The sequence below is a fragment of the Allobosea sp. 117 genome (genome assembly GCF_000702305.1).
Classification (GTDB): Bacteria; Pseudomonadota; Alphaproteobacteria; order Rhizobiales; family Xanthobacteraceae; genus Ancylobacter.
Genome location: NZ_JNLC01000018.1, coordinates 14,442 through 37,199, shown reverse-complemented (window position 1 = coordinate 37,199; position 22,758 = coordinate 14,442). Strand labels below are relative to the sequence as shown.

At 68.2% G+C, this 22,758-nt stretch carries 26 protein-coding genes; 10 read left to right on the top strand and 16 right to left on the bottom strand.

Annotated features, from left to right (window positions below):
* Positions 1–19: 19 nt before the first annotated feature.
* The 3 genes from thrS (at position 20) to U742_RS0120155 (ending at position 3,351) form a co-directional block, all read left to right on the top strand.
* Complete coding sequence (gene thrS / locus U742_RS0120165) at positions 20–2,026, top strand: threonine--tRNA ligase (protein WP_029356353.1); 2,007 nt, start codon at positions 20–22, stop codon at positions 2,024–2,026.
* A gap of 71 nt (positions 2,027–2,097) precedes the next feature.
* Positions 2,098–3,111, top strand: coding sequence for a Nal1-like putative serine protease (locus U742_RS0120160; protein ID WP_038362318.1), 1,014 nt, complete (start codon positions 2,098–2,100; stop codon positions 3,109–3,111).
* 9 nt (positions 3,112–3,120) lie between these two features.
* The gene (locus tag U742_RS0120155; RefSeq protein ID WP_029356349.1) at positions 3,121–3,351 is read left to right on the top strand and encodes a hypothetical protein; all 231 of its coding nucleotides are present in this window, start codon (positions 3,121–3,123) and stop codon (positions 3,349–3,351) included.
* A gap of 24 nt (positions 3,352–3,375) precedes the next feature.
* Here U742_RS0120155 and parA read toward each other — a convergent pair whose 3' ends face one another.
* Positions 3,376–4,017, bottom strand: coding sequence for a ParA family partition ATPase (gene parA / locus U742_RS0120150; protein ID WP_029356347.1), 642 nt, complete (start codon positions 4,015–4,017; stop codon positions 3,376–3,378).
* 77 nt (positions 4,018–4,094) lie between these two features.
* A complete protein-coding gene (locus U742_RS0120145; RefSeq protein ID WP_029356345.1) occupies positions 4,095–4,808 on the bottom strand; it encodes a L,D-transpeptidase in 714 nt (237 codons plus the stop codon).
* 168 nt (positions 4,809–4,976) lie between these two features.
* Between U742_RS0120145 and U742_RS0120140 the strand changes: the two genes are divergently transcribed.
* Positions 4,977–5,588, top strand: coding sequence for an NAD(P)H-dependent oxidoreductase (locus tag U742_RS0120140; RefSeq protein WP_348981023.1), 612 nt, complete (start codon positions 4,977–4,979; stop codon positions 5,586–5,588).
* A 12-nt stretch (positions 5,589–5,600) separates the two neighbouring features.
* Here the strand turns inward: U742_RS0120140 and U742_RS0120135 are convergent, their stop codons facing one another.
* Positions 5,601–6,200, bottom strand: coding sequence for a flavin reductase family protein (locus tag U742_RS0120135; RefSeq protein WP_029356341.1), 600 nt, complete (start codon positions 6,198–6,200; stop codon positions 5,601–5,603).
* Positions 6,201–6,203: 3 nt separating this feature from the next.
* Positions 6,204–6,767 (bottom strand): nitroreductase family protein, encoded by a 564-nt coding sequence (locus U742_RS0120130; protein WP_029356339.1) that lies wholly within the window; start codon positions 6,765–6,767, stop codon positions 6,204–6,206.
* A gap of 226 nt (positions 6,768–6,993) precedes the next feature.
* On the opposite strand from U742_RS0120130, the gene U742_RS22290 reads away from it, so the two are divergent.
* Positions 6,994–8,067, top strand: a complete 1,074-nt coding sequence (locus U742_RS22290) for a hypothetical protein (RefSeq protein WP_248310441.1) — start codon at positions 6,994–6,996, stop codon at positions 8,065–8,067.
* A 72-nt stretch (positions 8,068–8,139) separates the two neighbouring features.
* Positions 8,140–9,372: a DUF2336 domain-containing protein gene (locus tag U742_RS0120120; protein ID WP_248310440.1), complete on the top strand. Its 1,233-nt coding sequence runs from the start codon at positions 8,140–8,142 to the stop codon at positions 9,370–9,372.
* 13 nt (positions 9,373–9,385) lie between these two features.
* On the opposite strand, the gene U742_RS0120115 is transcribed toward U742_RS0120120, so the two are convergent.
* Entirely contained in the window at positions 9,386–10,213 is an 828-nt protein-coding gene (locus tag U742_RS0120115; RefSeq protein WP_029356332.1) for an NAD kinase, read from the bottom strand.
* Positions 10,214–10,242: 29 nt separating this feature from the next.
* Here U742_RS0120115 and cutA point away from each other — a divergent pair, with 29 nt between their 5' ends.
* Positions 10,243–10,572 (top strand): divalent-cation tolerance protein CutA, encoded by a 330-nt coding sequence (gene cutA, locus U742_RS0120110; RefSeq protein WP_029356330.1) that lies wholly within the window; start codon positions 10,243–10,245, stop codon positions 10,570–10,572.
* Between the two features lie 10 nt (positions 10,573–10,582).
* On the opposite strand, the gene U742_RS0120105 is transcribed toward cutA, so the two are convergent.
* The 8 genes from U742_RS0120105 to U742_RS0120070 all read right to left on the bottom strand — a co-directional run bounded on the left by U742_RS0120105 (position 10,583) and on the right by U742_RS0120070 (position 17,832).
* Positions 10,583–10,846, bottom strand: coding sequence for a DUF3297 family protein (locus U742_RS0120105; protein ID WP_029356327.1), 264 nt, complete (start codon positions 10,844–10,846; stop codon positions 10,583–10,585).
* A 103-nt stretch (positions 10,847–10,949) separates the two neighbouring features.
* Positions 10,950–11,294, bottom strand: a complete 345-nt coding sequence (locus tag U742_RS0120100; RefSeq protein WP_029356325.1) for a cupin domain-containing protein — start codon at positions 11,292–11,294, stop codon at positions 10,950–10,952.
* Positions 11,295–11,307: 13 nt separating this feature from the next.
* A complete protein-coding gene (locus tag U742_RS0120095) occupies positions 11,308–12,294 on the bottom strand; it encodes an MBL fold metallo-hydrolase (RefSeq protein ID WP_029356324.1) in 987 nt (328 codons plus the stop codon).
* A gap of 103 nt (positions 12,295–12,397) precedes the next feature.
* Positions 12,398–13,201, bottom strand: a complete 804-nt coding sequence (locus U742_RS0120090; RefSeq protein ID WP_029356322.1) for an ABC transporter permease — start codon at positions 13,199–13,201, stop codon at positions 12,398–12,400.
* Between the two features lie 175 nt (positions 13,202–13,376).
* Entirely contained in the window at positions 13,377–14,414 is a 1,038-nt protein-coding gene (locus tag U742_RS0120085; RefSeq protein WP_029356320.1) for an ABC transporter permease, read from the bottom strand.
* On the bottom strand, positions 14,407–15,483 hold the full coding sequence (locus U742_RS0120080) for an ABC transporter ATP-binding protein (RefSeq protein ID WP_029356318.1): 1,077 nt from the start codon (positions 15,481–15,483) through the stop codon (positions 14,407–14,409). The genes U742_RS0120085 and U742_RS0120080 overlap by 8 nt, the downstream gene beginning before the upstream one ends.
* A gap of 167 nt (positions 15,484–15,650) precedes the next feature.
* Positions 15,651–16,775, bottom strand: a complete 1,125-nt coding sequence (locus U742_RS0120075) for an extracellular solute-binding protein (RefSeq protein ID WP_029356316.1) — start codon at positions 16,773–16,775, stop codon at positions 15,651–15,653.
* 163 nt (positions 16,776–16,938) lie between these two features.
* A complete protein-coding gene (locus tag U742_RS0120070; protein WP_029356314.1) occupies positions 16,939–17,832 on the bottom strand; it encodes a lytic transglycosylase domain-containing protein in 894 nt (297 codons plus the stop codon).
* 243 nt (positions 17,833–18,075) lie between these two features.
* Here U742_RS0120070 and U742_RS0120065 point away from each other — a divergent pair, with 243 nt between their 5' ends.
* Both U742_RS0120065 and U742_RS0120060 read left to right on the top strand, forming a co-directional pair.
* Positions 18,076–18,816: a TerC family protein gene (locus U742_RS0120065; RefSeq protein WP_029356312.1), complete on the top strand. Its 741-nt coding sequence runs from the start codon at positions 18,076–18,078 to the stop codon at positions 18,814–18,816.
* A gap of 81 nt (positions 18,817–18,897) precedes the next feature.
* Positions 18,898–19,581 (top strand): sulfite oxidase-like oxidoreductase, encoded by a 684-nt coding sequence (locus U742_RS0120060; RefSeq protein ID WP_051661369.1) that lies wholly within the window; start codon positions 18,898–18,900, stop codon positions 19,579–19,581.
* Between the two features lie 23 nt (positions 19,582–19,604).
* On the opposite strand, the gene U742_RS0120055 is transcribed toward U742_RS0120060, so the two are convergent.
* Positions 19,605–20,630, bottom strand: coding sequence for a chromosomal replication initiator protein DnaA (locus U742_RS0120055; protein ID WP_029356309.1), 1,026 nt, complete (start codon positions 20,628–20,630; stop codon positions 19,605–19,607).
* Positions 20,631–20,712: 82 nt separating this feature from the next.
* Here U742_RS0120055 and U742_RS0120050 point away from each other — a divergent pair, with 82 nt between their 5' ends.
* Complete coding sequence (locus U742_RS0120050; RefSeq protein ID WP_029356307.1) at positions 20,713–21,627, top strand: pirin family protein; 915 nt, start codon at positions 20,713–20,715, stop codon at positions 21,625–21,627.
* Positions 21,628–21,700: 73 nt separating this feature from the next.
* Here the strand turns inward: U742_RS0120050 and U742_RS0120045 are convergent, their stop codons facing one another.
* Both U742_RS0120045 and U742_RS0120040 read right to left on the bottom strand, forming a co-directional pair.
* On the bottom strand, positions 21,701–22,198 hold the full coding sequence (locus U742_RS0120045) for a YciE/YciF ferroxidase family protein (protein WP_029356306.1): 498 nt from the start codon (positions 22,196–22,198) through the stop codon (positions 21,701–21,703).
* 227 nt (positions 22,199–22,425) lie between these two features.
* Positions 22,426–22,677: a hypothetical protein gene (locus U742_RS0120040; RefSeq protein WP_029356304.1), complete on the bottom strand. Its 252-nt coding sequence runs from the start codon at positions 22,675–22,677 to the stop codon at positions 22,426–22,428.
* Between the last annotated feature and the right edge of the window lie 81 nt (positions 22,678–22,758).

Genomic DNA, 22,758 nt, shown 5'->3' with positions numbered 1-22,758 from the left:
GTGGGCGGGAGAAAAGCTTATGTCCGACAGTCTCGCGAGCAAGAACGTTGCCGGCCAGCCGGCAACTGTGAATCTCACCTTCCCCGATGGCGCCGTCCGGGCCTATGCCTCCGGCACCACGGGCGCCGAGGTCGCTGCCTCCATCGCCAAATCCTTGGCGAAAAAATCGCTCGCCATGAAGCTCGACGGCACGCTGAGCGACCTTTCCGACCCGATCACGCAGGACGCGAAATTCGAGCTCGTCACCCGCGAGAGCCCGGAGGCGCTGGAGCTGATCCGGCACGACGCCGCGCATGTGCTGGCTGAAGCGGTGCAGACGCTGTGGCCGGGCACGCAGGTGACCATCGGCCCGGTGATCGAGAACGGCTTTTATTACGACTTCTTCCGCAACGAGCCGTTCTCGCTGGAGGATTTCCCGGCGATCGAGCGCAAGATGCAGGAGATCATCGCCCGCGACGCGGCCTTCACCAAGGAGGTGTGGAGCCGCGACGAGGCAAAGCGCGTCTTCGCGGAGAAGGGCGAGGCCTTCAAGGTCGAGCTGGTCGACGCCATCCCCGCCGATCAGTCGATCAAGATCTACAAGCAGGGCGAGTGGTTCGACCTCTGCCGCGGCCCGCACATGCCGAGCGTCGGCAAGGTGGGCAGCGCCTTCAAGCTGATGAAGGTGGCCGGCGCTTATTGGCGCGGCGATTCCAACAACCCGATGCTGACCCGCATCTACGGCACCGCCTGGCGCACGCAGGAAGAGCTCGACGCCTATATCGTCCAGCTCGAGGAGGCCGAGAAGCGCGACCATCGCCGGCTCGGCCGGGAGATGGACCTGTTCCACTTCCAGGAGGAGGGGCCGGGCGTCGTGTTCTGGCACCCGAAGGGCTGGTCGCTCTTCCAGGGTCTCGTCGCCTATATGCGCCGGCGGCTCGCGGCGGACTACAGCGAGGTCAACGCCCCGCAGGTGCTCGACAAGTCGCTGTGGGAGACCTCCGGCCATTGGGGCTGGTACAAGGAGAACATGTTCAAGGTGCAGCCGGCCGGCGACACCGAGGACAATGACCGCGTCTATGCGCTGAAGCCGATGAACTGCCCCGGCCATGTGCAGATCTTCAAGCACGGTTTGAAGTCTTACCGCGATCTACCCATGCGTCTTGCTGAATTCGGCGCCGTGCACCGCTATGAGCCGTCCGGCGCGCTGCACGGGCTGATGCGCGTGCGCGGCTTCACCCAGGACGACGCCCACATCTTCTGCACCGAGGAGCAGATGGCGGCGGAGTGCCTGAAGATCAACGACCTCATCCTCTCCACCTATGCCGATTTCGGTTTCGACGAGATCGTGGTGAAGCTCTCCACGCGTCCGGAGAAGCGCGTCGGCTCGGACGAGGTGTGGGATCACGCCGAGGACGTGATGATGCGCGTGCTCAAGACCATCGCCGCTCAGTCCGGCAACCGCATCAAGACCGACATCCTGCCGGGCGAGGGTGCGTTCTACGGCCCGAAGTTCGAGTACACGCTGCGCGACGCCATCGGCCGCGAATGGCAGTGCGGCACCACGCAGGTCGACTTCAACCTGCCGGAGCGCTTCGGCGCGTTCTATGTCGATGCGGACGGTACCAAGAAGACCCCGGTGATGATCCACCGCGCCATCTGTGGCTCGATGGAGCGCTTTACCGGCATATTGATCGAGCATTTCGCCGGGCATTTCCCGCTCTGGCTGGCGCCGGTGCAGGCGGTGGTGGCGACCATTACCTCGGAGGGCGACGAGTACGCTGCCGAGGTTGCGGCGGCGGCGAAGCGCCTCGGGCTGAAGGTTGAGCTGGACCTCAGGAACGAGAAGATCAATTACAAGGTCCGCGAGCACTCGCTTGCCAAGGTGCCGGTGCTGATCGTCGTCGGGCGCAAGGAGGCGGCCGAGCGCACCGTCTCGGTCCGCCGGCTCGGCTCGCCGAACCAGACCTCGCTACCTCTCGACGAGGCGCTCGCGGCGCTCGTCAAGGAAGCGACGCCGCCGGATCTGGTTGAGGCCAACGTCTAGGCGCGGGAAGCGCCCGGCTTTCCGGCCCTGCCTTTGGCTGTATGATGCCCGCTCCGAACGCGGGGCGGGCCATGCAGCTGAAATCGGCACGGGAGCTCAAGCAGGAAATCCTCGCGCGCATCGTTCCGTCAGCCTACGAGACGATACGCGCCGAGGGCGGCTTCTCGGTTACGACGTTCTCGGTGAACAAGCTCACCGGCGTCGAGCCGACCGTCGCGGTGGGCATCATTCAGGGCAAGAAAGCTGGCGATGTGCGGCTTGCCCTGCGCATTCAGCGACATTCGTTCGAGCAAACCAAAAGCTTCATCACGGATGTCAGCAAGCTCGCCAAGAACGAGATCGACATCCGCTATGTCGGGCGCATCGCCCGAGGGCAGGCGCCGACGCCGTGGTACCGCACCAAGCTGCGGCCGCTGGAGGCCGGCAGCTCGGTGGGGCATTTCCGCGTTACCGCCGGAACGCTGGGCGCTTTCGCCAACCGTCGGCGCGACGGCGAGCTGGTGATGCTGAGCAACAATCACGTGCTCGCCAACGAGAACAATGCGCGGCGCGGCGACGCGATCCTGCAGCCGGGCCGCTACGACGGCGGCCGGCGGCCCCGCGACGTCGCGGGCCGGCTGGCCGACTGGGTGCCGCTCAAGAGCGGCACGCCCAACCATGTCGATGCCGCGATCGCGGCCCTGGCGGAAGGCGTCGATGCCCTCGTCGGCAGCTATCGCGACATAGGCACGCTGGCCGGCGTGCGGAACGAGCCGCTTTTGCCGGGACAGGAGGTGGTCAAGATCGGCCGCACCACCGGCCTGACGCATGGCCGGGTGACGGCCACCGAGGTCGACGGGCTGGCGATCGAATATGACGTGGGGACAGTCATTTTCGACGATCAGATCGAGATTGAGGGGCTTGGCAACGGCCCGTTCAGCAGCGGCGGTGATTCCGGCTCGCTCATACTGGACGACAAGCGCCGCGCGGCCTGCCTCCTGTTCGCCGGAAGCGAGCGCGGGGGCACCAACGGGCGCGGCCTGACCTATGCCAACCCGATTGGCCGCGTGCTGGACACACTGGCGATCGACCTTGCGCTCGCATAGATTGAGGGCATGAGCGATCAGGCCGGATATCAGCGCGCACGCGATGCCAAGGTGCATCTGCGGGCCATTCTGCCGCCGGGACTCGAGCTCGCCGGCATCGGCATCAGCCTTGTGGACGGGCGCACGGCGGTGAAGGTCAATCTCGGCAGCGCTCCGGCCAAGGAACTCGACCTGCCGAAGACGGTCGATGGCGTGCCCGTCATCTATGAGGTCGTCGGCAAGATCCGGGCTCGGTTCTAGAACCCTTTCCAAAGCCGGGGGCGGTCAAAGGCCCAGATTGCGCGCGATCTCGGCCGCCAGCGCCTCGATCTCCTGCGCGCCCTTGCTGCCGGGCGCGGTCTCCAGGATGGTGCGCCCGTCGCCCATGGAGGCGGCGAAGGCGAGGCGGTTGCCGAGCTGGGTGGCCGCGGCGGGGTGGCCGAGCGCGCGGATCGCTTCGCTCATCTCGACGGTCAGCGCCCCGCGGGCAGCGGCGCGGTTGATGACCAACAGCGAGGGCGTGCCCTCCTTGGCGATCATCTCTAGCGTCGGCTGCGTCGCCCAGAGGTCGATCGGGGTCGGCTGCACCGGCACCACGACGAGGCTCGCCGCCTCGATGGCCGGGCGGGATTCGATGTCGGATTTCGGCGGCGTGTCGATAACGACGACGTCATAGTCGCGGGAGAGGCTGCGCGCCTCGCGCCGGGCGCCCCAGCCGCTGGCGGTGCGGAAGTCGAGGCCGGTGCCGGCCTCGCCGAGGCTCTCCTCGCGGGCCTCGAACCATTCGCCGAGGCTGCCCTGCGGGTCGCAGTCGAGCAGCGCGACGCGGGCCTGCCCGCGGGTGAGCGCGACGGCCAGATGCGCGGCAAGGGTGGTCTTGCCCGAACCGCCCTTCTGCTGCGCAAGCGTGATGATTCGGCCAGCCATCCCTCACTCCCCCCGCAAAGGTTGCACTGCAGCAGCGCCGCCGCAACCCCCGACGGAAGTCGGTGGGACGCTGCCTGTCAGGAGACGCGCGCGCCGGAGCCGAGGACCACCACCCGCGTGCCGGTCGGCGTGCGGTTGTAGAGGTCGATGGCGTCCTGGTTGATCATGCGGATGCAGCCGGACGAGACATTGGTGCCGATCGAATAGGGCTCGACCGTGCCGTGGATGCGGTAGAGCGTGTCCTTGCCGTCCTGCCAGAGATACATGGCCCGGGCGCCGAGCGGGTTGCCCGGCCCGCCATGCATGCCGATGCCGCTCTGCAACTGGCTGAGCTGCGGCTTGATGTCGGGGCGACGCTCGATCATCTCCTTCGGCGGATACCAGTCCGGCCATTCCTGCTTGGAGTTGATGGTCGCCGTGCCGGACCAGGCGAAGCCCTGCTTGCCGACGCCGACGCCGTAGCGGATCGCCCGCCCGCCGGGCTGCACGTAGTAGAGGAACTTCCCCTGCGGATCGATCACGATGGTGCCCGGCGGCTCCTTCGTGACATAGGCGACCTCCTGACGCAGGAACATCGGGTTGATCTTCGAGGTGTCCACTGCGGGCACCGGGAAGCGGTCGGACGTCGCGCCGTAATTCGCCGGGGTGTAGCTGTAGACCGGCGAGGTGATGGGAGCGGGCGAGGGGCCGTTGCTGGCCGTGCTGGTGGTGCGGCTGCAGCCGGCGAGGCCGAGACCGACCCCGGCCAGGGAAACGCCGGCAAGAAAGTTACGACGATTGACGTCACGCATGGTTCCGAAAGCCTCCGCAGGCGCGATTCGTCAAATGTTAGCGCGCGCTACACGCAAAGCGATATGGCCGTTGCGCCACGCCTGAAATTTCTCTTGGTAACCGAATGACTTCCGCTGCGTCACCGATGCTGATCCACCTCAATGCGCCGGCTGCGGCGCGAGGCATCGTTGCCGGGTGAGATTGGCGAGGTCACCCCGATGCGCCGCATCCTGATCATCCAGGGCCATCCCGACCCGGTTCCGGCCCGCTATTGCCGGGCGCTGGAGGCCGCCTATGCCGAGGGCGCCGCCGCTGCGGGCCACAGCGTCGAGCGGATCGACCTTGCCCGGCTCGATGTTCCCTTCCTGCGCTCGCAGGTGGAATTCGAGACGTCGGGGGTGCCGCCGGGCCTTGCCGGGCCGGCGGAGGCGATCCAGCGTGCCGAGCATCTTGTGATCATCTTCCCGCTCTGGCTCGGGACCATGCCGGCGCTGCTGAAGGCCTTCCTCGAGCAGGTGCTGCGGCCCGGCCGCGCCTTTGCCTATCGCGAGGCCGCCACGCCGCAGAAGCTGCTGACGGGGCGCACGGCGCGGATCGTCGTGACCATGGGTATGCCGGGCTGGCTGTTCACGCTCTGGTATCGCGCCCATGGCGTGAAGTGCCTGGAGCGCAACATGCTCGGCTTCGTCGGCATCCGCCCGACCCGGCGCGACGTGATCGGCATGGTGGAGCAGATGGGCGAAAGAAAGCGCCTCGCCTGGCTCGCGCGCCTGCGCGAGGCCGGTCGGCGCGGCGAGTGAGCGCGGCTCCGCTCAGGTCGGGCGCGGCAGCGAGACCGTCTCGTCGACCCAGGCATAGTCGAAATAGCCGCAGCGGGCGAGCGGCTGCATCAGGTCCGTGCGCAACAGGCCGTTCTCGATGAAGGCGTCGTCGATATGGATGCCGACGATCTCCCCCAGCACGAGGAAATCGCCGGCAGGACGGCGATCGCGACCCTTCAGCTCGATGGTCTCGATCCACACGCATTCGAGCGCACAGGGCGAGGCGGCGACGCGCGGAGGCTTCACGAGGCGCGAGGGCGCGCGCTCCAGCGCGGCGAGGTCGAACTCGCTCTCGTCGGCGGGGATCGGCTTCGAGGTGAGGTTCACCTGCGCCACCAGCGCGTGGGTCGCGAGGTTGCAGACGAATTCGCCGGTCGCCTCGATGTTCGCCACCGAGTGCTTCCGCCCCGTGCTGGAGAAGGCGACGATGTCCGGCTGCTCGCTCACCAGGTTGAAAAAGGAATAGGGGGCGAGGTTGGCCGTGCCGCCCGGCGTCAGGCTGGAGATCCAGCCGATCGGGCGCGGCGCCACCACCGCCTTCAAGGGATTGTGCGGCAGGCCGTGGTTCCGCTTCGCCGGTTCGTAGAACATGGCTCAGAACCTCGTCACGATGTCGGCGAGGGCCGGGCGGGGCCGGTCCTCCTGAGGGCGGACGAGCGTGCCGATGTGCACGAAGCCGACGATCCGCTCGTTCTCGGCGAGCCCGAGCGCGGCGCACACGCGGGCATCATAGGCGTACCATTCGGTGAGCCAGGTCGCGGCGTAGCCGAGTGCGTGGGCGGCGAGCACCAGAAGCGTCGAGGCCGCCGCGCCGGACATAAGCTGCTCCCATTCGGGAATCTTCGCATGCGGGCCGGCTTTCGAGACCACGGCGATCACTAGCGGCGCGCGGGTGAGGCGGGTGCGCTCGACCGCGACACGCTCCTCGTCGGCGCCCGGATTGTCCGACCGGAACACGGCGGCGATGGCCTCGCTCGCGCGGGCACGGGCCTCGCCCTCGAACACGACGAAGCGCCAGGGCGCGAGTTTGCCGTGGTCCGGCACGCGGGAGGCGATCCGTAGCAGGGTGTCGATCTCCTCCGCCGACGGACCCGGACCGGTGATGTCGAAGATCTTCGGGCTCTTGCGGGTCTCGAGCAGGCGTAGCGCATCGGTCATGGATTCGTCCTTCGGTGGTCGACATATGTCCCGGCCGAGCGGCGGTAGCACGCGGCCGGCGCCGCACCAAGCGCCGGACCGCCTGTTCCCAATGACTTGAATTCGCCCCGGTTTACGGGCACGACAGGACAACGCCGCTGGAAAAATGTCTGCTGCCTCCATGACTGCGCGCCGCGATTCGCGTCGTTTCTCCCCGTTCCGCCGAAGCATGGCCTGCGCGCTCGCCGTGGCGTTCGCTGCCGCGCCGGCGTCGGCCGAGACCGGCGGGGCGATGGAGGTGCGCAGCTTCGATCTCGCCCAGGCGATGCCCTTCACCGGCACGCCCGGCGGACCGGGCATGCCGCCGGTGACGGGATTCTCGCCCTCGACCATCCTCAATCCGAACGGGCTTCCGCCGGCGGGGCCGGGGGAGCGCGATCCGCACACCGTGCTGCCGCAGCCGCCGGCCGGCAAGGCGGCGGTTGGCGTCAGCGCCCGGTTCGGCGAGAAGGAGGGGTTGATCCCGCGCGGCCTCGTCTGGCGCGTCTTCGCCGACAAGGCCGAGGCCTCGGGCGCCTATCCGCTGGTCGCTGAGGCGGTGGAGCCGGCGCCGGTGTTCTTCCTGTCGCCCGGCGGCTATGTGCTGCACGTGTCCTACGGCCTCGCCAGCTCGGCCCGCAAGATCATCGTCGGCGCCAATTCGCGACGCGAGCAGCTCGTCATCCAGGCCGGCGCGGTGAAGCTGCAGAGCGATGTGAACGACAAGCCGATCCCAGCTCAGAAGGTTGCCTTCGACATCTTCGAGGGCAGCTTCCTGCAGGGCAAGACCTCGACGCGGCCGTTCTTCCGCGGCGCCAATTCCGGCCAGCTGGTCGTGCTGCCCTCCGGCACCTACCACGTCGTCTCCACCTATGGAGAGGGCAACGCCGTCATCCAGGCGGACCTCAACGTCCAGCCGGGCAAGCTCACCGACGCGGTCATCCATCACCGGGCGGCGGAGATCACCCTTAAGCTGGTGCAGGGCGTCGGCGGCACAGCGCTGCCGGACACGCAATGGTCGGTGCTGACGCCGGGCGGCGACACCATCAAGGAAGCGACCGGCGCCTTCCCGGTGTTCGTGCTGGCCGAAGGCGAATATGCGGTGATCGCGCGCCACGATGGCAAGACCTACACCAAGGAGTTCGTCGTCGAATCGGGCAAGGACACCGAGGTCGAGGTGCAAATGAACGCGCAGGCGGCGCCGAAGAGCGCCCAGCCTTCCTTCGACGGCACCTCTGGAGAGGTTCCCGCCGGCGAGATGAACCTCAACGACACCGAATGACGGGCGCGGCGGCCGTGTCGCCGATTATGGTCAACGGTTTCTTAATGCCGCTCGTGCATCCTTGACGGGACCATGGATGCGCGGGTTTCCATCATGATCGTGCGGCATTTTCTGCGCTGGGTGAAAACGGCTCCGGCCGGCGAGCGGGCGGACGCCACCAGCGCATTGGCGCGGGCCTATCTCTATTCCGATCTCGACATGGACGACCGGCAGGCCGCCGAGGCGGCGCTGCTCATTCTGCTCGACGATCCCTCGCCGCTGGTGCGGCTCGCCCTCGCCGACGCCTTCGCCGAGCATCGCCGGGCGCCGGTGGGCGTCATCCTGGCGCTGGCCAACGAACCGGGGGAGATCGGCGCCATCGTGCTCTCGCGCTCGCCAGTGCTGAGCGACGGCGAGCTCGTCGAGATGCTCGCCGAGGCGAACCCGCTGCGCCAGTCGGCCATCGCCGCGCGCGAGCGGCTGCCGGCGCCGGTCGCCGCCGCGATCGCCGAATCCGGCTGCTCGGAGGCCTGCCTCACGCTGATCGAGAATGCCGGCGCCGACGTGCCGGGCTTTGCGCTCGGCCGGATCGTGGCGCGGTTCGGCCATCTGCCGGCGCTGCGCGAGGCGCTGCTCGCGCGGTCCGATCTGCCCGCCGAGGCGCATCAGGCGCTGATCCGCTCGGTCGCCGACACGCTCTCCGCCTTCGTCGTGCAGTGCGAGTGGCTGCCGCCGGAGCAGGCGGCGCGGGTCAGCCGCGAGGCCTGCGAGAAGGCGACTGTGGTGCTCGCCGAGGACCGCGCCACGGGCGAGCTGCGCGCCCTCGTCGAGCATCTGCGCGGCAAGGGCCAGCTCACGCCTGGCCTGGTGCTGCGCTCGCTGCTCTCCGGCCATGTGCGGCTGTTCCTCGAAGCGGTGTCGCTGCTTTCCGGCCTGCCGACGGCGAAGGTGGCGGCGCTGGCAGCGGACCGTTCCGGCGGCGCGTTCCGCGCGCTCTACGACAAGGTCGGCCTGCCGCGCGGGGCCTATCTCGCCTTCCGCACCGCGCTGCAGGTGGTGCAGCGCGAGAACTACCTCGATGATCGCACGCAGCCCTCCGGCCTCAAGCGGCGCATCGTCGAGCGCGTGCTGGAGGAATATGCCAAGCAGCCCGCGCGCGAGGAGCTCGGCCACCTGCTCGCGGCGCTCAGGCGCTGGCAGATGGAGGCCGCCCGCGAGGAGGCCCGCGCGCTGGAAGCCGGGCTGGTGGCCGATGTCGACCCGGTTATTCGGGTTGAACCCGCCGATGAGACGGCGGATGTGCTGGTGACCGAGCTGGCGGCGTGAGTCCGGCGGGGCGTCAGTAGTCGAACTGCTCGCGCAGGATGCGTTCGTCGATCGAGTGGTCGGGGTCGAACAGCATGGTCATCGACGAGGTCGGGTCGAGCCGCGCGGACACGTTCACCACGTTCAGCACCTGGAAATGGTCGGCGGTGGCGTTCACCGGCCGTTTCTCCGCTTCCAGCACCGTGACCTCGACATGAGCGCGGTCCGGCACCAGCGCGCCGCGCCAGCGGCGGGGACGGAAGGCCGAGATCGGGGTGATGGCGAGCAGCGGCGTGCCGATCGGCAGGATCGGACCCTGCGCCGAGAGGTTGTAGGCGGTCGAGCCGGCCGGGGTGGCGATGAGCACGCCGTCGCAGATGAGCTCCTCCAGCCGCACCTTGCCGTCGATGGCGATCCGGAGCTTGGAAGCCTGATAGGACTGGCGGATCAGTGACACCTCGTTGATCGCGGGGGCGCGGTGCAGACGGCCATTGGCGTCGGTCGCCTCCATCATCAAAGGATGGATGACGACGCGCTGGGCGCTGGCGATGCGTTCGTGCAGGCGATCGACGCGGTAGCTGTTCATCAGGAACCCCACCGAGCCGCGGTTCATGCCGTAGATTGGCGTGCCGGTGTCGCGGAAGCGATGCAGGGTCTGCAGCATGAAGCCGTCGCCGCCGAGCGCGACCACGACATTGGCGTCCTCCGGCGCCACGCTACCGTAGCGCGCCACAAGGATCGCGCGCGCCTCGACCGCATCGGCCGCTTCGCTCGCGACGAAAGCGATGCGATCATAGGCCGGCTCAGAATCAGGCCGGCGCAGGCCGGTCGCGGCGAGATCGGGTCGGGCGGCTTCGTTCATGCGGATCGGCCGGACATGGAGGAAGGGCGATGGCGCAGGGATATAGCACAGTCGTCGTCTATACGACGTGGCCGTCCGGCGTCGAGGCCGAAGCGGCCGGCCGGGCCATCGTCGCCGACGGGCTCGCCGCCTGCGTCAACATCCTGCCCGGCATGGTCTCGCTCTATCGCTGGCAGGGCGAGATCGAGCGCGCCGAGGAGGTGGTGATGCTGTTCAAGACCCGCGCCGACCTCGCCGAGCCGGTGGCGCAGGCGGTGAGGGCGCGCCATCCCTACGAGACGCCGGCAGTGATGTTCCTGCCCGTCACCGGCGGCGATCCCGGCTACCTCCAGTGGATCGACGCCGAGACGGAGGAGTAGCCTTCGCCGCTCAGCCCGTCTGTCCGGGCGAACGCAGATAGGGTTCGACCGTCCCTTTCAGCTTCATGGTCATCGGGTTGCCGGCGCGGTCGCGGGCCTTGCCGACGGCGACGCGGATCCAGCCCTCGCTGACGCAATATTCCTCGACATTGGTCTTCTCGGCGCCGTTGAAGCGGATGCCTATGCCTCGCTCCAGAAGCTCGGCGTCGTGGAACGGGCTCCGAGGGTCGGTCGAGAGGCGGTCGGGCAGGGTGGCGGGGAACGTGTCGGTCATGGTGCATCCGGTTGGCACGGCGGGATTCGCGCAGACATAATCCGCTTCGCCGGCCAAGCCAACGCCGAGCGCTTCGCGTGCATGGTCTGCCGAGACACGTCCCTCACGCCGAAGCGGAGGGCACGTCGCCGATCCAGACCACCAGCCAGACCGTGTGCATCGACGGGTCGGTCGCCTCGACACGATGCCGGCGATGTGGGGCGATGAAGACGTGGTCGCCCGGCTTCAGCGTGCGGGCGTCGTGCTCGTCCTCGAAGCGCAGCCGCGCCGCGCCGGCGACCAGCAGCACCCATTCGGCGATCGGCTGGTCATACCAGAAGCCGGGCGGGCTCGACTGGCCGGTGGAGACGATCCGCTCGATGCGGGTGCCCGGCAAGGCGAGGATATCCTCCAGCGCCTCGCCATCCGATGCGAGCGGGGGAAGCCCGTCGAGCAGGTTGCCGTCCATGCCGGCGCGCGAACTACAGGACCGGATTCCAGACGGCCGGCACGACCCGGTAGCCCGCCCCGTCCTTCTCGACAAAGCCGGTCGAGGGGAAGGGATAGTGGAAACCGGTGATCTGCAGCCGCTCGGCTGCCACCATGTCGTAGACCTTGCGGCGGGTCTCGATCGCCTTGTCCGCGTCCATGTCGTACTGCACCCGCCATTCCGGATTCACCGCGAACAACGCCGGGTGGTTGGTGACGTCGGACTGGACGAACAGCTTACCGCCTTCCGAGGCAACCACGAAGGCGGTGTGGCCAGGCGTGTGACCGGGAGCAGCGACCGAGGTCACGCCCGGCGCGATCTCCTTGTCCCACTCATATTTCTTCACGCGGCTGTCGATATCCTTGAAGACGCGGCGCACGTTCTTGAAGTTCGCCTGCAACCCCTCGGGGGCGCGGCTCATCTCGCCCTCGTCCATCCAGAACGCCCATTCCGGCGTCGGCACCAGCACCTCGGCGTTCGGGAAGGCGAAGCCGCCGTCGTCCGAGCGCAGGCCGTTGATGTGGTCGCCGTGGAAGTGGGAGATGATGACGATGTCGATGTCGGCCGGCTTCACGCCCGCCCAGGCGAGATTGGCCGGCAGGCGGCCGACCGTCGCATTGCCGCTCTGCGGGCCGTTGCCGGTGTCGATCAGCACCAGCTTGCCGCCGGTGTTGAGCAGCAGCGGGTTGAACTGGATGCTCATCTGGCCCTTCGGCAGGAAGGCGGCCTCCAGCGCGCCGTTGACCTGATCGAGCGTCGCGTTCTTCACGAAGCCGTCGGCGAGCGGGAAGGTGCGCACGCCGTCATTGACGGCGGTCGCCTCGATGCCGCCGACCTTGTAGCGGTAGATGCTCGGCACCTGCTGACCCATGGGCGGTTGGGAAGCCTGGGCTTTTGCGACGGCGCCGAATTCGAGCGCGCCCACGGCCGGGAGAAGGGCGGCGCCCACCATGAGATCGCGACGGTGCAGGTTGCTCATGGCGGTTCCTCTTCAGGTGATTTGGTGTGGCGGCAGGCTAGGTGTCCGGGCGCGGCGGGTCACGGCAGCCGGCTTCACATTCCGGTGAGACGCTCACCCATCGTCAGTGCGCCACGGCGCGGCGACCTTTAAGCAGCACATAGGTGACCGCCGCGACGACGGTCAACACCACGAAGATGACGCCCACCACATTGATCACCGGCGAGAGGCCGAAGCGCAGGCGCGAGGCGATCTCGGTGACCAGCGTCCACTCGCCGCCGATGGCGAAGACGGTGGTGTTGTAGTTCTCGAAGGACTGCAGGAACGCCACCACCGCCGCCGTGAAAGCGGTCGGCGCCAGAAAGGGCAGGGTGATGCGGCGGAACACCATGGTGTGGCTGGCGCCGAGGTCGAGCGCGGCTTCCTCCAGCGTGCGGTCCTGCCGCTGCAGGCGGGCGAGGAACAGCAGCATGGCGTAGGAGGCGATGAAGCTCGACTGCGCCATCACCGCCACGAACAGCCCGCCCGGTACGCCGAATTCGCGCCAGAAGATCAGGCTCGAAATGCCGAGGATGATGCCCGGGGTCAGCACCGGCGAGACCAGCACGGAATAGAGCATGGTGCCGGAGCGCTGGCCTAGCCGGGTCAGGATCAGCGCGCCGGCGAGCCCGGCGGGGATCGACACCGCTATGACGCCGAGCGCGACCAGCACCGAATTGCGCAGGCCCTCGAGGATGCGCTGGTCATGGGCGAGCGCGACGAACCATTTCAGGGTGAAGCCGCGCCATTGGGTGACGGACGGGTAGTCGAACGAGTTGAACGCCGCCGCCGACATCACCCCCAGCGGCAGGAAGAGATAGAGGCAGAACAGCGCCACATAGGCGTTCAGCAGGAACTGCGCGCCGCGGCTCTCGGTGGAGGTGCTCATGGGGCGACTCCGATCCCGGCAGGCGGCCCGACCAACGTCATCCTGAGGTGCCCGGCAAAGCCGGGCCTCGAAGGATGTTCGCCATACGCGCCCAGACGGGCATCCTTCGAGGCCGCCTGTGGCGGCGCCTCAGGATGACGGCGCTCGCGGCGGCGAGCGTGAAGCAGACACGCGCTCATTTGGCGATGTCCCTCAGGCCGACGCCGAACAGGCGCATCATGATGAGGATGAAGGCGGTGCAGACGACGAGCAGCGATACCGCATAGGCCGAGCCCATGTTCCAGTTGTTGCTCTCGTAGAACTGCCGGTAGACGAGCTGGGAGAACCAGTCGCCGCCCTGGCCGCGGGTCATGATCGCCGGCACCGAATAGGAGCCGGCCGAGAGCATGAAGGTCATGATGCAGCCGACCGCGATGCCGGGCTTGGCGTGCGGGATGATGATGCGCCGGTGGATACGCAGCGTGCCCGCCCCGAGGTCCCGCGCCGCCTCGATCTGGTTGCGGTCGAGCGTCTCCAGCGTGTTCACCATCGGGAACACCATGAACAGCACATAGGTGTAGATCATCGCCACGAAGACTGCGGAGGGGCTTTCGAGGAAGGGGATCCAGCCGCGATTGTCGAGGTCGAGGAAGCCGAGCCAGCCGAGCACGCCGTTGATGACGCCGCGATAGTCGAGGATCATCAGCCACGCATAGACGCGCAGCAGCTCGTTGATCGCATAGGGGATGATCAGCGCGACGGTCAGCACGATGGCCTTGCGCGGCCCGCTCGCCAGCGCGACGACATAGGCCACCGGATAGCAGACCACGAGCGCCAGCAGCGTCACCATCAGGGCGTAGAGGATGGTGCGCACGAAGATGTAGAAATGCAGCCCGCTCATGCGGGTGAAGTTGGCGAAGCCGTAAGTCTTGGGCGGGTTCTTCTCCTGCGCCTCCAGCGCGGTCGCCTCGGCCTGCTTCTGCGCGATCTGCTGGTCGAGCGCTGCCTGCTTGGCGGGGTCCTTCTCGCTGTTGCGGTCGAGCTGCGCCAGCGCGATGTCGTTGTAGAGGCGGTCGATGGCGAGCGAGACGTCGCCCTTGGATTCGCGCCACCACAGCGCCTGATCGATCATCGCGCCGAGCGGCACCAGGACCAGAACGAGGATCCACAGCAGCGTGATGGCCGCGAAGAGAAAGGCGAGGAGGCGCCCATAGGCGCGCGCGAGGCTAGCCATGGGCGAGCGGCCCCTCGGCATAGACGAGCGCGTCGTCGCGCCCGAAGCTCAGCGTCATCTCGGAGGGCAGGTCGCGCAGCTCGGGGCCGTTCGGCACCGTGACGACGAGGCGCCGACCATCGTGCTCGAACTCCAGATTGACCGAGGGGCCTTCCAGATGCCGGGCGGCGAGCCGGGCGGTCACCGTGTTCTCGCGGCCGGTGCCGAGCGCCACGCGCTCCGGGCGCACCATCACCAGCGCGGCGGCGCCGGGCGCGAGCGTCGCCTTGGCACGGCCGGTGATCGGCCCCAGCGGGGTATCTATGCGCGCCACGCCATCGGCGACCGAGGCGACGGTGCCGGGCAGGACGTTCTGCTCGCCGACGAAGGTGGCGACGAACGGCGTCGCCGGATCGGCATAGAGCGTCTCGGCGGTGGTGACCTGCTCGACGCGGCCGCGGCTCATCACCGCCACGCGGTCGGACATGGCGAGTGCCTCGCCCTGGTCGTGGGTGATGTAGATGAAGGTGATGCCGACGCGCCGCTGGATGGCGCGCAGCTCCGCGCGCATGTGCTGTCTGAGCTTAAGGTCGAGCGCCGAGAGCGGCTCGTCCAGCAGCAGCACGGAGGGCTCGACTGCGAGCGCGCGGGCGATGGCGACGCGCTGTCTCTGGCCGCCGGACAGGTCGGCCGGCTTCTTGCCGCCGAAGCCGCCGAGCGCGACGAGGGCGAGCAATTCCTCGGCGCGCTTCAGCCGCTCGGCCTTGGCGACGCCGCGCGCCTCAAGACCGAAGGCGACGTTCTCGGCGACGCTCATCAGCGGGAACAGAGCGAGGTTCTGGAAGATCAGCGCGGTGGGCCGCTCGTTCGGCCCCTTGCCGGCCATGTCCTCGCCGCCGATCAGCACGCGCCCCTCGGTGGGCTCGATGAAGCCGGAGATGGTGCGCAAGAGCGTGGTCTTGCCGCAGCCGGAGGGGCCGAGGATCGAGAAGAACTCGCCGGCATGGATGGCGAGGTCGGTCGGATGCACGGCGGTGGTGTCGCCGAAGCGGATGGTCACGTTGTCGAGACGCACGTCCTTGCCGCGCATGGGCCGATCCAAAGAGCCAGCTAGATTGCCGTCATGGCCGGGCTTGTCCCGGCCATCCACGTCTTCGGGGGCCATCCGGAAGAGGGCGTGGGTCCCCGGGACAAGCCCGGGGATGACGTCGTGCGGGAGAGCCGGCCCCACCGAAGGCCGGCCCGAGCGGCGGGAGATCAGGCGTTGGTCAGCTTCTCGACATACTCGGCGCGGAGTTTGGCGTAGAAATCGGTCTGCATCGGCCACCAGAACAGGTTGTCGATGGTGCCGGCGGGATAGGCGGCCTTGAAGTCCTCCTGCGCCTCGATGGAGAGGTAGTTCTCCGCACCGGTGGCGCAGGAATTGTAGCCGGTGGTGTTGGCGAACTTCGCGCCGACTTCCGGCTGGTAGAGGAAGTTCACCAGCGCATAGGCCTGGTCGGGGTTCTCCGCGCCGGACGGGATGGCGAAGGTGTCGGTCCAGGCGAGGCCGCCCTCCTTCGGCATGCCGTAGCGCCACTTCGGATCGGTCTTGCGCTTCAGCAGGATGCCGGTGGTGTCCCAGGTCTGGCCGATGGTGCAGCCGGCGTCGGTGAAGGCGGCGGTCGCCTCGGTGGCGTTGTTCCAGAAGGCGCCGACATTGCCCTTGTGGGCGGTCAGGAACTTCAGGCAGCCGTCGAAGACGCGGCGGCTGTCGGCTTCCGACTTGTACATGTCGAGGCCACGGTTCGACGGCAGCTCGCCGGTGGCGTCGAGATAGAGCGCGATGCCGTTGAACACCGACTTCTGGCGAATGGCGGTCTGCTTCGGATTGCTGGCGAGCCAGAGGTCGCCATAGGAGATCTCGCCTGACTTCTTGTTGAACTTGGTGGAATCCCAGGTGATGCCCTCGGTGCCCCAGTCGAAGGGCACGAGGTAGCGCTTGCCGCGATAGGCGGCGCCGAGGGTCAGCGAGTTGCGGTAGATCGAGGGGACGACCTGACCGGCCTTGAACTTGGCCTCGTCGATCGGCGCCAGCAGGTTGTCCTTGTAGTAGTTCGGGCCGGTGTCGACGGACGGGAAGATGAGGTCGAAGCCCTTGCCGCCGGCGGCGCGCAGCTTGTTCTCGCATTCCTCGTTCGAACCGTAGGTCGACAGGTTTACCTTCACGCCGGTGGCGTTGGTGAAGTCGGCCAGCACGGTGTTCTTGTCGAAGTAATCGCCCCAGGCATAGACATTGATCGAGCCGGAGGAGGCCAGCGCGTCATGGGCGCGCAGCACGGCGGGCGCGGCGAGCGCGAAGGCGCCGGCCTTCATCAGATCGCGACGGGAAAAGCGGTTCATCAGGTCCTCCCAGAGCCGAAGCCTGCCCCCTTGGGGCGGAATGGCGTCCGCTCTAGTTGGGGGCGATGAACGGACGATGACACGAGCCGGCGGGGCGAGAAAGCCGATGTCGCCGGGTGACAGGAGACTCGTCGCTTCCGTTCAAAGTTGGGCTCGCAAAGCCTCAGCTCGGCAGCACGATGCAGGCGCCGCCGGCGGCGCGAAGCCTGTTGCACAGGGCGGTCGCCGCCTGCCGCGTCGGCTGGGCGACCCGTACGCGGTAGAAGGCTCGCGTGCCGCGCGAGCGCATGCGCGTGCCGATGATCATCGGCTCGGTGCCGTCGAGGACGGCGGCGTAGCGCTTCAGGGCGCGCTGGTAGCTGGCGAGGGCGCGCGTCTTCGAGAAATTGCCGGCGAGCTGCACGCCCCATGGCGCGGTGACGGTGGCGATCTCCTGCGCGATCTCGCCGCCGCCGCGTCGGAGCGCGGCGGTCACGGTGAGGCAGTCGGTTTTCGAAGCTGCCGGTTTCGGCGGGGCGACATCGTTCGGCGGCGGGGCGGGTGTCGCCGCACGCTCGGCCGCCCAGTCCTCCGCCGCACGGCCGGTGATGAACAGGAGATAGTCCTGTGTCTCCAATGGCAGGCCGCCCTGGCCGCCGAGCCAGCGCTCCACCCGGGTGGGTCCGGCATTGTAGGCGGCGGCCGCGAGGCCGAGATTGCCGAAGCGCGCGCGTAGGTCGGCCAGCAGCTCCGCCGATGCGGGAAGGGCGGTCTCCGGGTCGAAGGGATCGTCCAGTCCGCGCTCGGCGGCGGTGCCCGGCATGAACTGGGCGATGCCCTGCGCGCCCTTCGGGCTCACCGCGCCGGCGCGAAAGCTGCTCTCGCGCCAGATCAGCCGGGTGAAGAAGTCGACCGGGATCGCGTGCCGGCCGGCCGCGTCCTCGATCATGCGGCACAGCGCCTCCTCGACCGTCTCCGCCTGCGCCGGGACGCGGGAGGGCTCGGCGCCGGCCGGCGCGCAGAGGCCGAGGAGAAAGGCGAGGGCCGGGAACAGCGCGCGCCAACGGGCGTTGACCACCCCGGCGCGGTGCCGTGCCCATTGCGATAAGGCCGGTCGTGCCATAAATTGCCGCTACCCGATCCGGGCCCCTCTGACGCGAGCCAAGCCGGCGTTCGCGTGATGTCGGATCTACCCCGACATCCGTGCCGGCCAGAGGAGCTTACCTTGCCGTCCTTGATTGTTCAGTATTCCGTTGCCGCTGTGGCGGACGCGGTGATTCCGCTTGTGCCCTTCGTGACCCTCGTTTCGGCGGAGTGACCGATGGACTATCTGCTTCAGCTCGCGGCCGATCCCACCGCCTGGGCCGCGCTCATCACCCTCATAGCGATGGAGGTGGTGCTCGGCATCGACAATCTGCTGTTCATCTCGATCCTCACCAACAAGCTGCCGGAGGATATACGCCCCCGCGCGCGGCGCATCGGCATCGGCCTCGCGCTGATCATGCGGCTCGGCCTGCTCTCGACGGTCGCCTTCATCGTGCAGCTCACAACGCCGATCTTCACGATGTTCGATCATGCCTTCTCCTGGCGCGACCTCATCCTGGTCGCCGGTGGCCTGTTCCTGGTGTGGAAGGCGACCAAGGAAATCCACCACAACATGGAGGTGCATGAGGAGGAGGCCGAGGCGGGCGCCGGCAAGCTGCTCGACATCAGCTTCCGGGCGGCGATCATCCAGATTCTAGTCCTCGACCTCGTCTTCTCCATCGACAGCATCATCACCGCGGTGGGCATGACCGACCACATCCCGATCATGGTGATCGCGGTGATTGTTGCAGTGCTGACCATGCTGCTGGCGGCGGGACCGCTCGCCAACTTTATCGCCCGCAACCCGACCATCGTGATGCTGGCGCTCGGCTTCCTGCTGCTGATCGGCACCACGCTGATCGCCGAGGGCTTCGGCGCCCATGTACCGAAGGGCTACATCTATACGGCGATGGCCTTCTCGGCGGCGATCGAGGGGCTGAACATGCTCCAGCGCAAGCGCCGGACGAGGGCGTACTGACGACGTCGCCGTGCCGTCTTGCAGCGGCACGGCGCAGGCGATGCTATGCTCGGGCTTCCTCTCCTCCGACGGAGCCCGAGCATGGATGAGAAGATCGACCCGCCGGCCGCCGACACGCCGCCCGACAGCAAACTCACCACCACCAAGCAGCGCTGGGCGCGGGAGGGCAAGTTCCTCACCGGGCGCGTGGCGCGGCCGGAATCCGAGCGTCTGCCGCCGGGCCAGCATCTGGTGAAGGACTGGCCGGTGCTCGATCTCGGCATACAGCCGCACATCCCGCTCAGGGTCTGGAAGCTCGACGTCTTCGGCGCCGTGGAGAATCCGCTCGTCTGGGACTGGGAGACCTTCCTCGCCCAGCCGCAGACCCATCTCGTCACCGACATCCATTGCGTGACCACCTGGTCGCGCTACGACAATGGCTGGGACGGCGTGCTGACCCGCGACCTGCTCGCGCTCGTGATGCCGAAGGAGGAGGCGAGCCATGTCGTCCTCCACAGCCGCGACGGCTACACCACCAACATGGCGCTGGAGGACTTCGCCGCCGAGGACGCCATGCTGGTGCATAGCTGGCAGGGCGAGCCGCTGACCCGCGAGCATGGTGGTCCGATGCGCCTGCTGGTGCCGCACCTCTATTTCTGGAAGAGCGCCAAGTGGGTGCAGCGTATCGAGTTCCGCACGGCGGACGAGCGCGGCTTCTGGGAGGTGCGCGGCTATCACAACCGCGCCGATCCGTGGAAGGAAGAGCGCTACTCCGACGACGAGTGACCGATCCCGTCGCCGTATGCCGCTCAGCGCGACGGACGGCGCAGCGTGCGCTTGGGGGGCGCGCGCTCGTCCGTGCGTTCGTCGCCGGCGGCGCGCGGCCGTGCGGTGGGCTCGTCCCGGTCATCGACCGGCCGCAGGGACACGGGCTCATAGGGGCGTGCCGCATCGTCGCGCCGGGTGCCGGAGAGATAGTCCTCGGTGCGGCGCGTCAGCGCGCGGTAGCGCTCCAGCCGCTCGGATTCGCGCGCGTCCTCGTAGCGGGGCAGATCGTCCGGGTGAATGCCTCCCGCCTCCCGCCAGCCGATGCCCTCGCGCGGATCGGGTCGCTCGGGGGGCGTCAGGTCGCGGAGCGGCCGCGGCGGATTGGGCGCGGTGCGGCCCGAGGAATAGGTGGACGCAGGCGGATCGCGGCGTGCCGGTTCGCGCGGCGCGGGTTCCCGTTCCCGGCTCTCCGGCGGCAGATCGCGCTCCCACGCTCGGGGCCGCGTCGGCTCCCGCATCGGGGCCTCCCGCCGCGCGTCGTCCCGGGTATCCGGGCGCGGCGTCTCCTGGCGCCCGGCCGTGCGGTGGAACTCCTCATAGGCGCGGGCGAGCAGGCTGTTCGGCTGCCGCATCCGCTCCTCGCGCTGCCGATCGTCCGGGTAGGCCTGTCGTTGTGTCTGCGCGGCGGCCGGCCGGTGCTCGGGCCGGTGTTCCTGCCGGCGCGGCGCCAGCTCACGGGGAGCGAAGTCCTCCGGCTCCCCGGCAGGATCGCCGTAAGCCTCGTAGCCGTCGCTGGCAGGGTCGGGTTCGGGCGCGCGCCGGCGGGCGAAGAAGGAGCTGCGGGCCTGCCGGGGGCGACGGGCAGGCGCATCCCCGCGATGGCCCTCTTCTGGCGTGCGGCGAGCGGCGACCGTCTCCCAGTCGTTCAGCGCCCACATGGCCGCCGCGCCGAGCCCGGCGCCGGCGCAGATGTCGATCAGGTCGACGCTCGGCACGATGAAGATGTAAGCGAGGCAGAGAGCCGCCGCCGCGACATAGCACGCGCGTGCACGCCATTCCGGGTTCATTCCGTTCTCCGCCTGTTTGCGGAGAGGATAAGGTGATTCGTGCGGAGCCGGCCCTAGAAGCTTAAGATTACGGAGAAACGTGATGAGCTGGATGCCTGCGAGCGACCCTGTCCAGGGCGACGACGCCTCCTGCGCGGCGCTCGAACTCGTCGTCGTGCCGCGCACGCGCGACATCGGTCCGTTCCGTGTCCGCCGCGCGCTGCCGCACGGCAAGCGACAGATAGTCGGTCCGTTCATCTTCTTCGACCAGTTCGGCCCGATGCAGTTCCTGGCCGGGCAGGGGATCGACGTCGCCCCGCATCCGCATATCGGGCTCTCGACCGTCACCTATCTGTTCGACGGCCGGATCACCCACCGCGACAGCGGCCGGCATGTGCAGGACATCGTGCCGGGCGCGATGAACCTGATGACCGCGGGGCGCGGCATCGCCCATTCCGAACGCACGCCGCAGACCAGCCGGGCGGCGCCGCATGCCGTGCTCGGCCTGCAGAGCTGGATCGCCCTGCCGCGTGATCGGGAGGAGATTGAGCCGTCGTTCCAGCATTTCGACGCCGCCTCGCTTCCACTGGTGGAGGGGGACGGCCTGCGGGCGCGCGTGATCGCCGGCCGGGCCTTTGGCCTTGCGGCGCCGGTCCAGACGCTGCACGACTGGTTCTATGTGGAGGTCGGGCTCGCGGCCGGCGCGAGCGCGCCGCTCGACCCGGATTACGAGGACCGCGCGATCTATCTCGTCGACGGCACCATCGAGATCGCGGGCGAGAGCTTCGAGGGGCCGCGCCTGCTCGTGTTCCGCCCCGGCGACCGCATCACCGTCCGGGCCGTCACGCCCGCGCGCATGATGCTGCTCGGCGGCGCCACCATGGAAGGGCCGCGGCACATCTGGTGGAACTTCGTCTCCTCCTCGCGCGAGCGGATCGAGCAGGCCAAGGAGGACTGGCGGCAGGGCCGTTTCGCGGCGGTGCCGGATGAAAGCGAGATCATACCGCTTCCGGAATGATCTCGCGGAAAGGGCCGCCCCTTTCGGAGCGGCCCCGTGAGTTTGCCGGCCGGCCTGCGAAGGCTCTTTCGCGTCACGCGGCTTTCAGCGCCTTGGTGTTGGTGACCTTGTCGGCGAGGGCGGTAAGCGCGACGTCGGTCTTGATCTCTTCCTGCAGATTGGCGTCGAGCAGCTTCGCCGCGTCCTTCATGCCCAGCATCTCGGCCCAGCGCTTCAGCGTGCCGTAGCGGGCGATCTCGTAGTGCTCCACCGCCTGGGCGGCGGCGGTTAGGCCGGCGTCGAGCGCGGGCGCGCCCTTGAACTCCTCCATCACCTCCTCGCCCTCGGCGACGATGCCCTCGATGGCGTCGCAGGTCTTGCCCTGCGCCCGCTTGCCGAGCATCTCAAAGACCTGCTGCAGGCGCTCGACCTGCCCCTCGGTCTCCTCGCGATGCTTCTCGAACGCCGCCTTCAGTTCCGGCGACTGCGCGCCGCGCGCCATCTTGGGCAGCGCCTTCAGGATCTTGCGCTCAGCGTAGTAGATGTCCTTCAGGGTCTCGTGGAACAGAGTGTCGAGTGCCTTGGCAGCCATGTGAGGTCTCCTGATACGTCTCGTTCCCCCGCTGCCCCGGCGGTGAACGAGCGCCGCCCTGCAAGGTTCCGGGCCGGAGCAACTTCTTTGGCGATCAGGTAGCCCGCTCCCTTATTTGGCTGGGTCACATGGCAAAGGCCGCGGAGGATACCTCCGCGGCCTCGCCGGTCAGTCGCTGTGCCGCGGGGCGGGAGATGGCCCAGCGACCGATCCATCCGGTTTTCGGATCAGCGGCTGCGCTGGTCCGCCTCGATCTGCCGCGCGATGTAGGGCTCGACACCCTGCGCCGGCGCCGGCGCGGCATAGACGTTGCGGCCTTCGAACACGGTGGCCGGGGCGGCGTTCGCCCCGGGAGCGGTGTTCACCGTGCGGCCATAGGCCGGCTGGCCGGCCTGCGTGGTCTGCGCGACGGCAGCCGGGGCAAAGGCGATGCTGCCCAGAAGAGCGGAAAGAAGCGAAAAGGCGACGATCTTTTTCATAGGATAATTCCCGAAATCGTGAGCGGGCCATTGTATTCGGCGCGCTGGGGTTGTGATGTATTCTGAAACATGCCGTTGGAC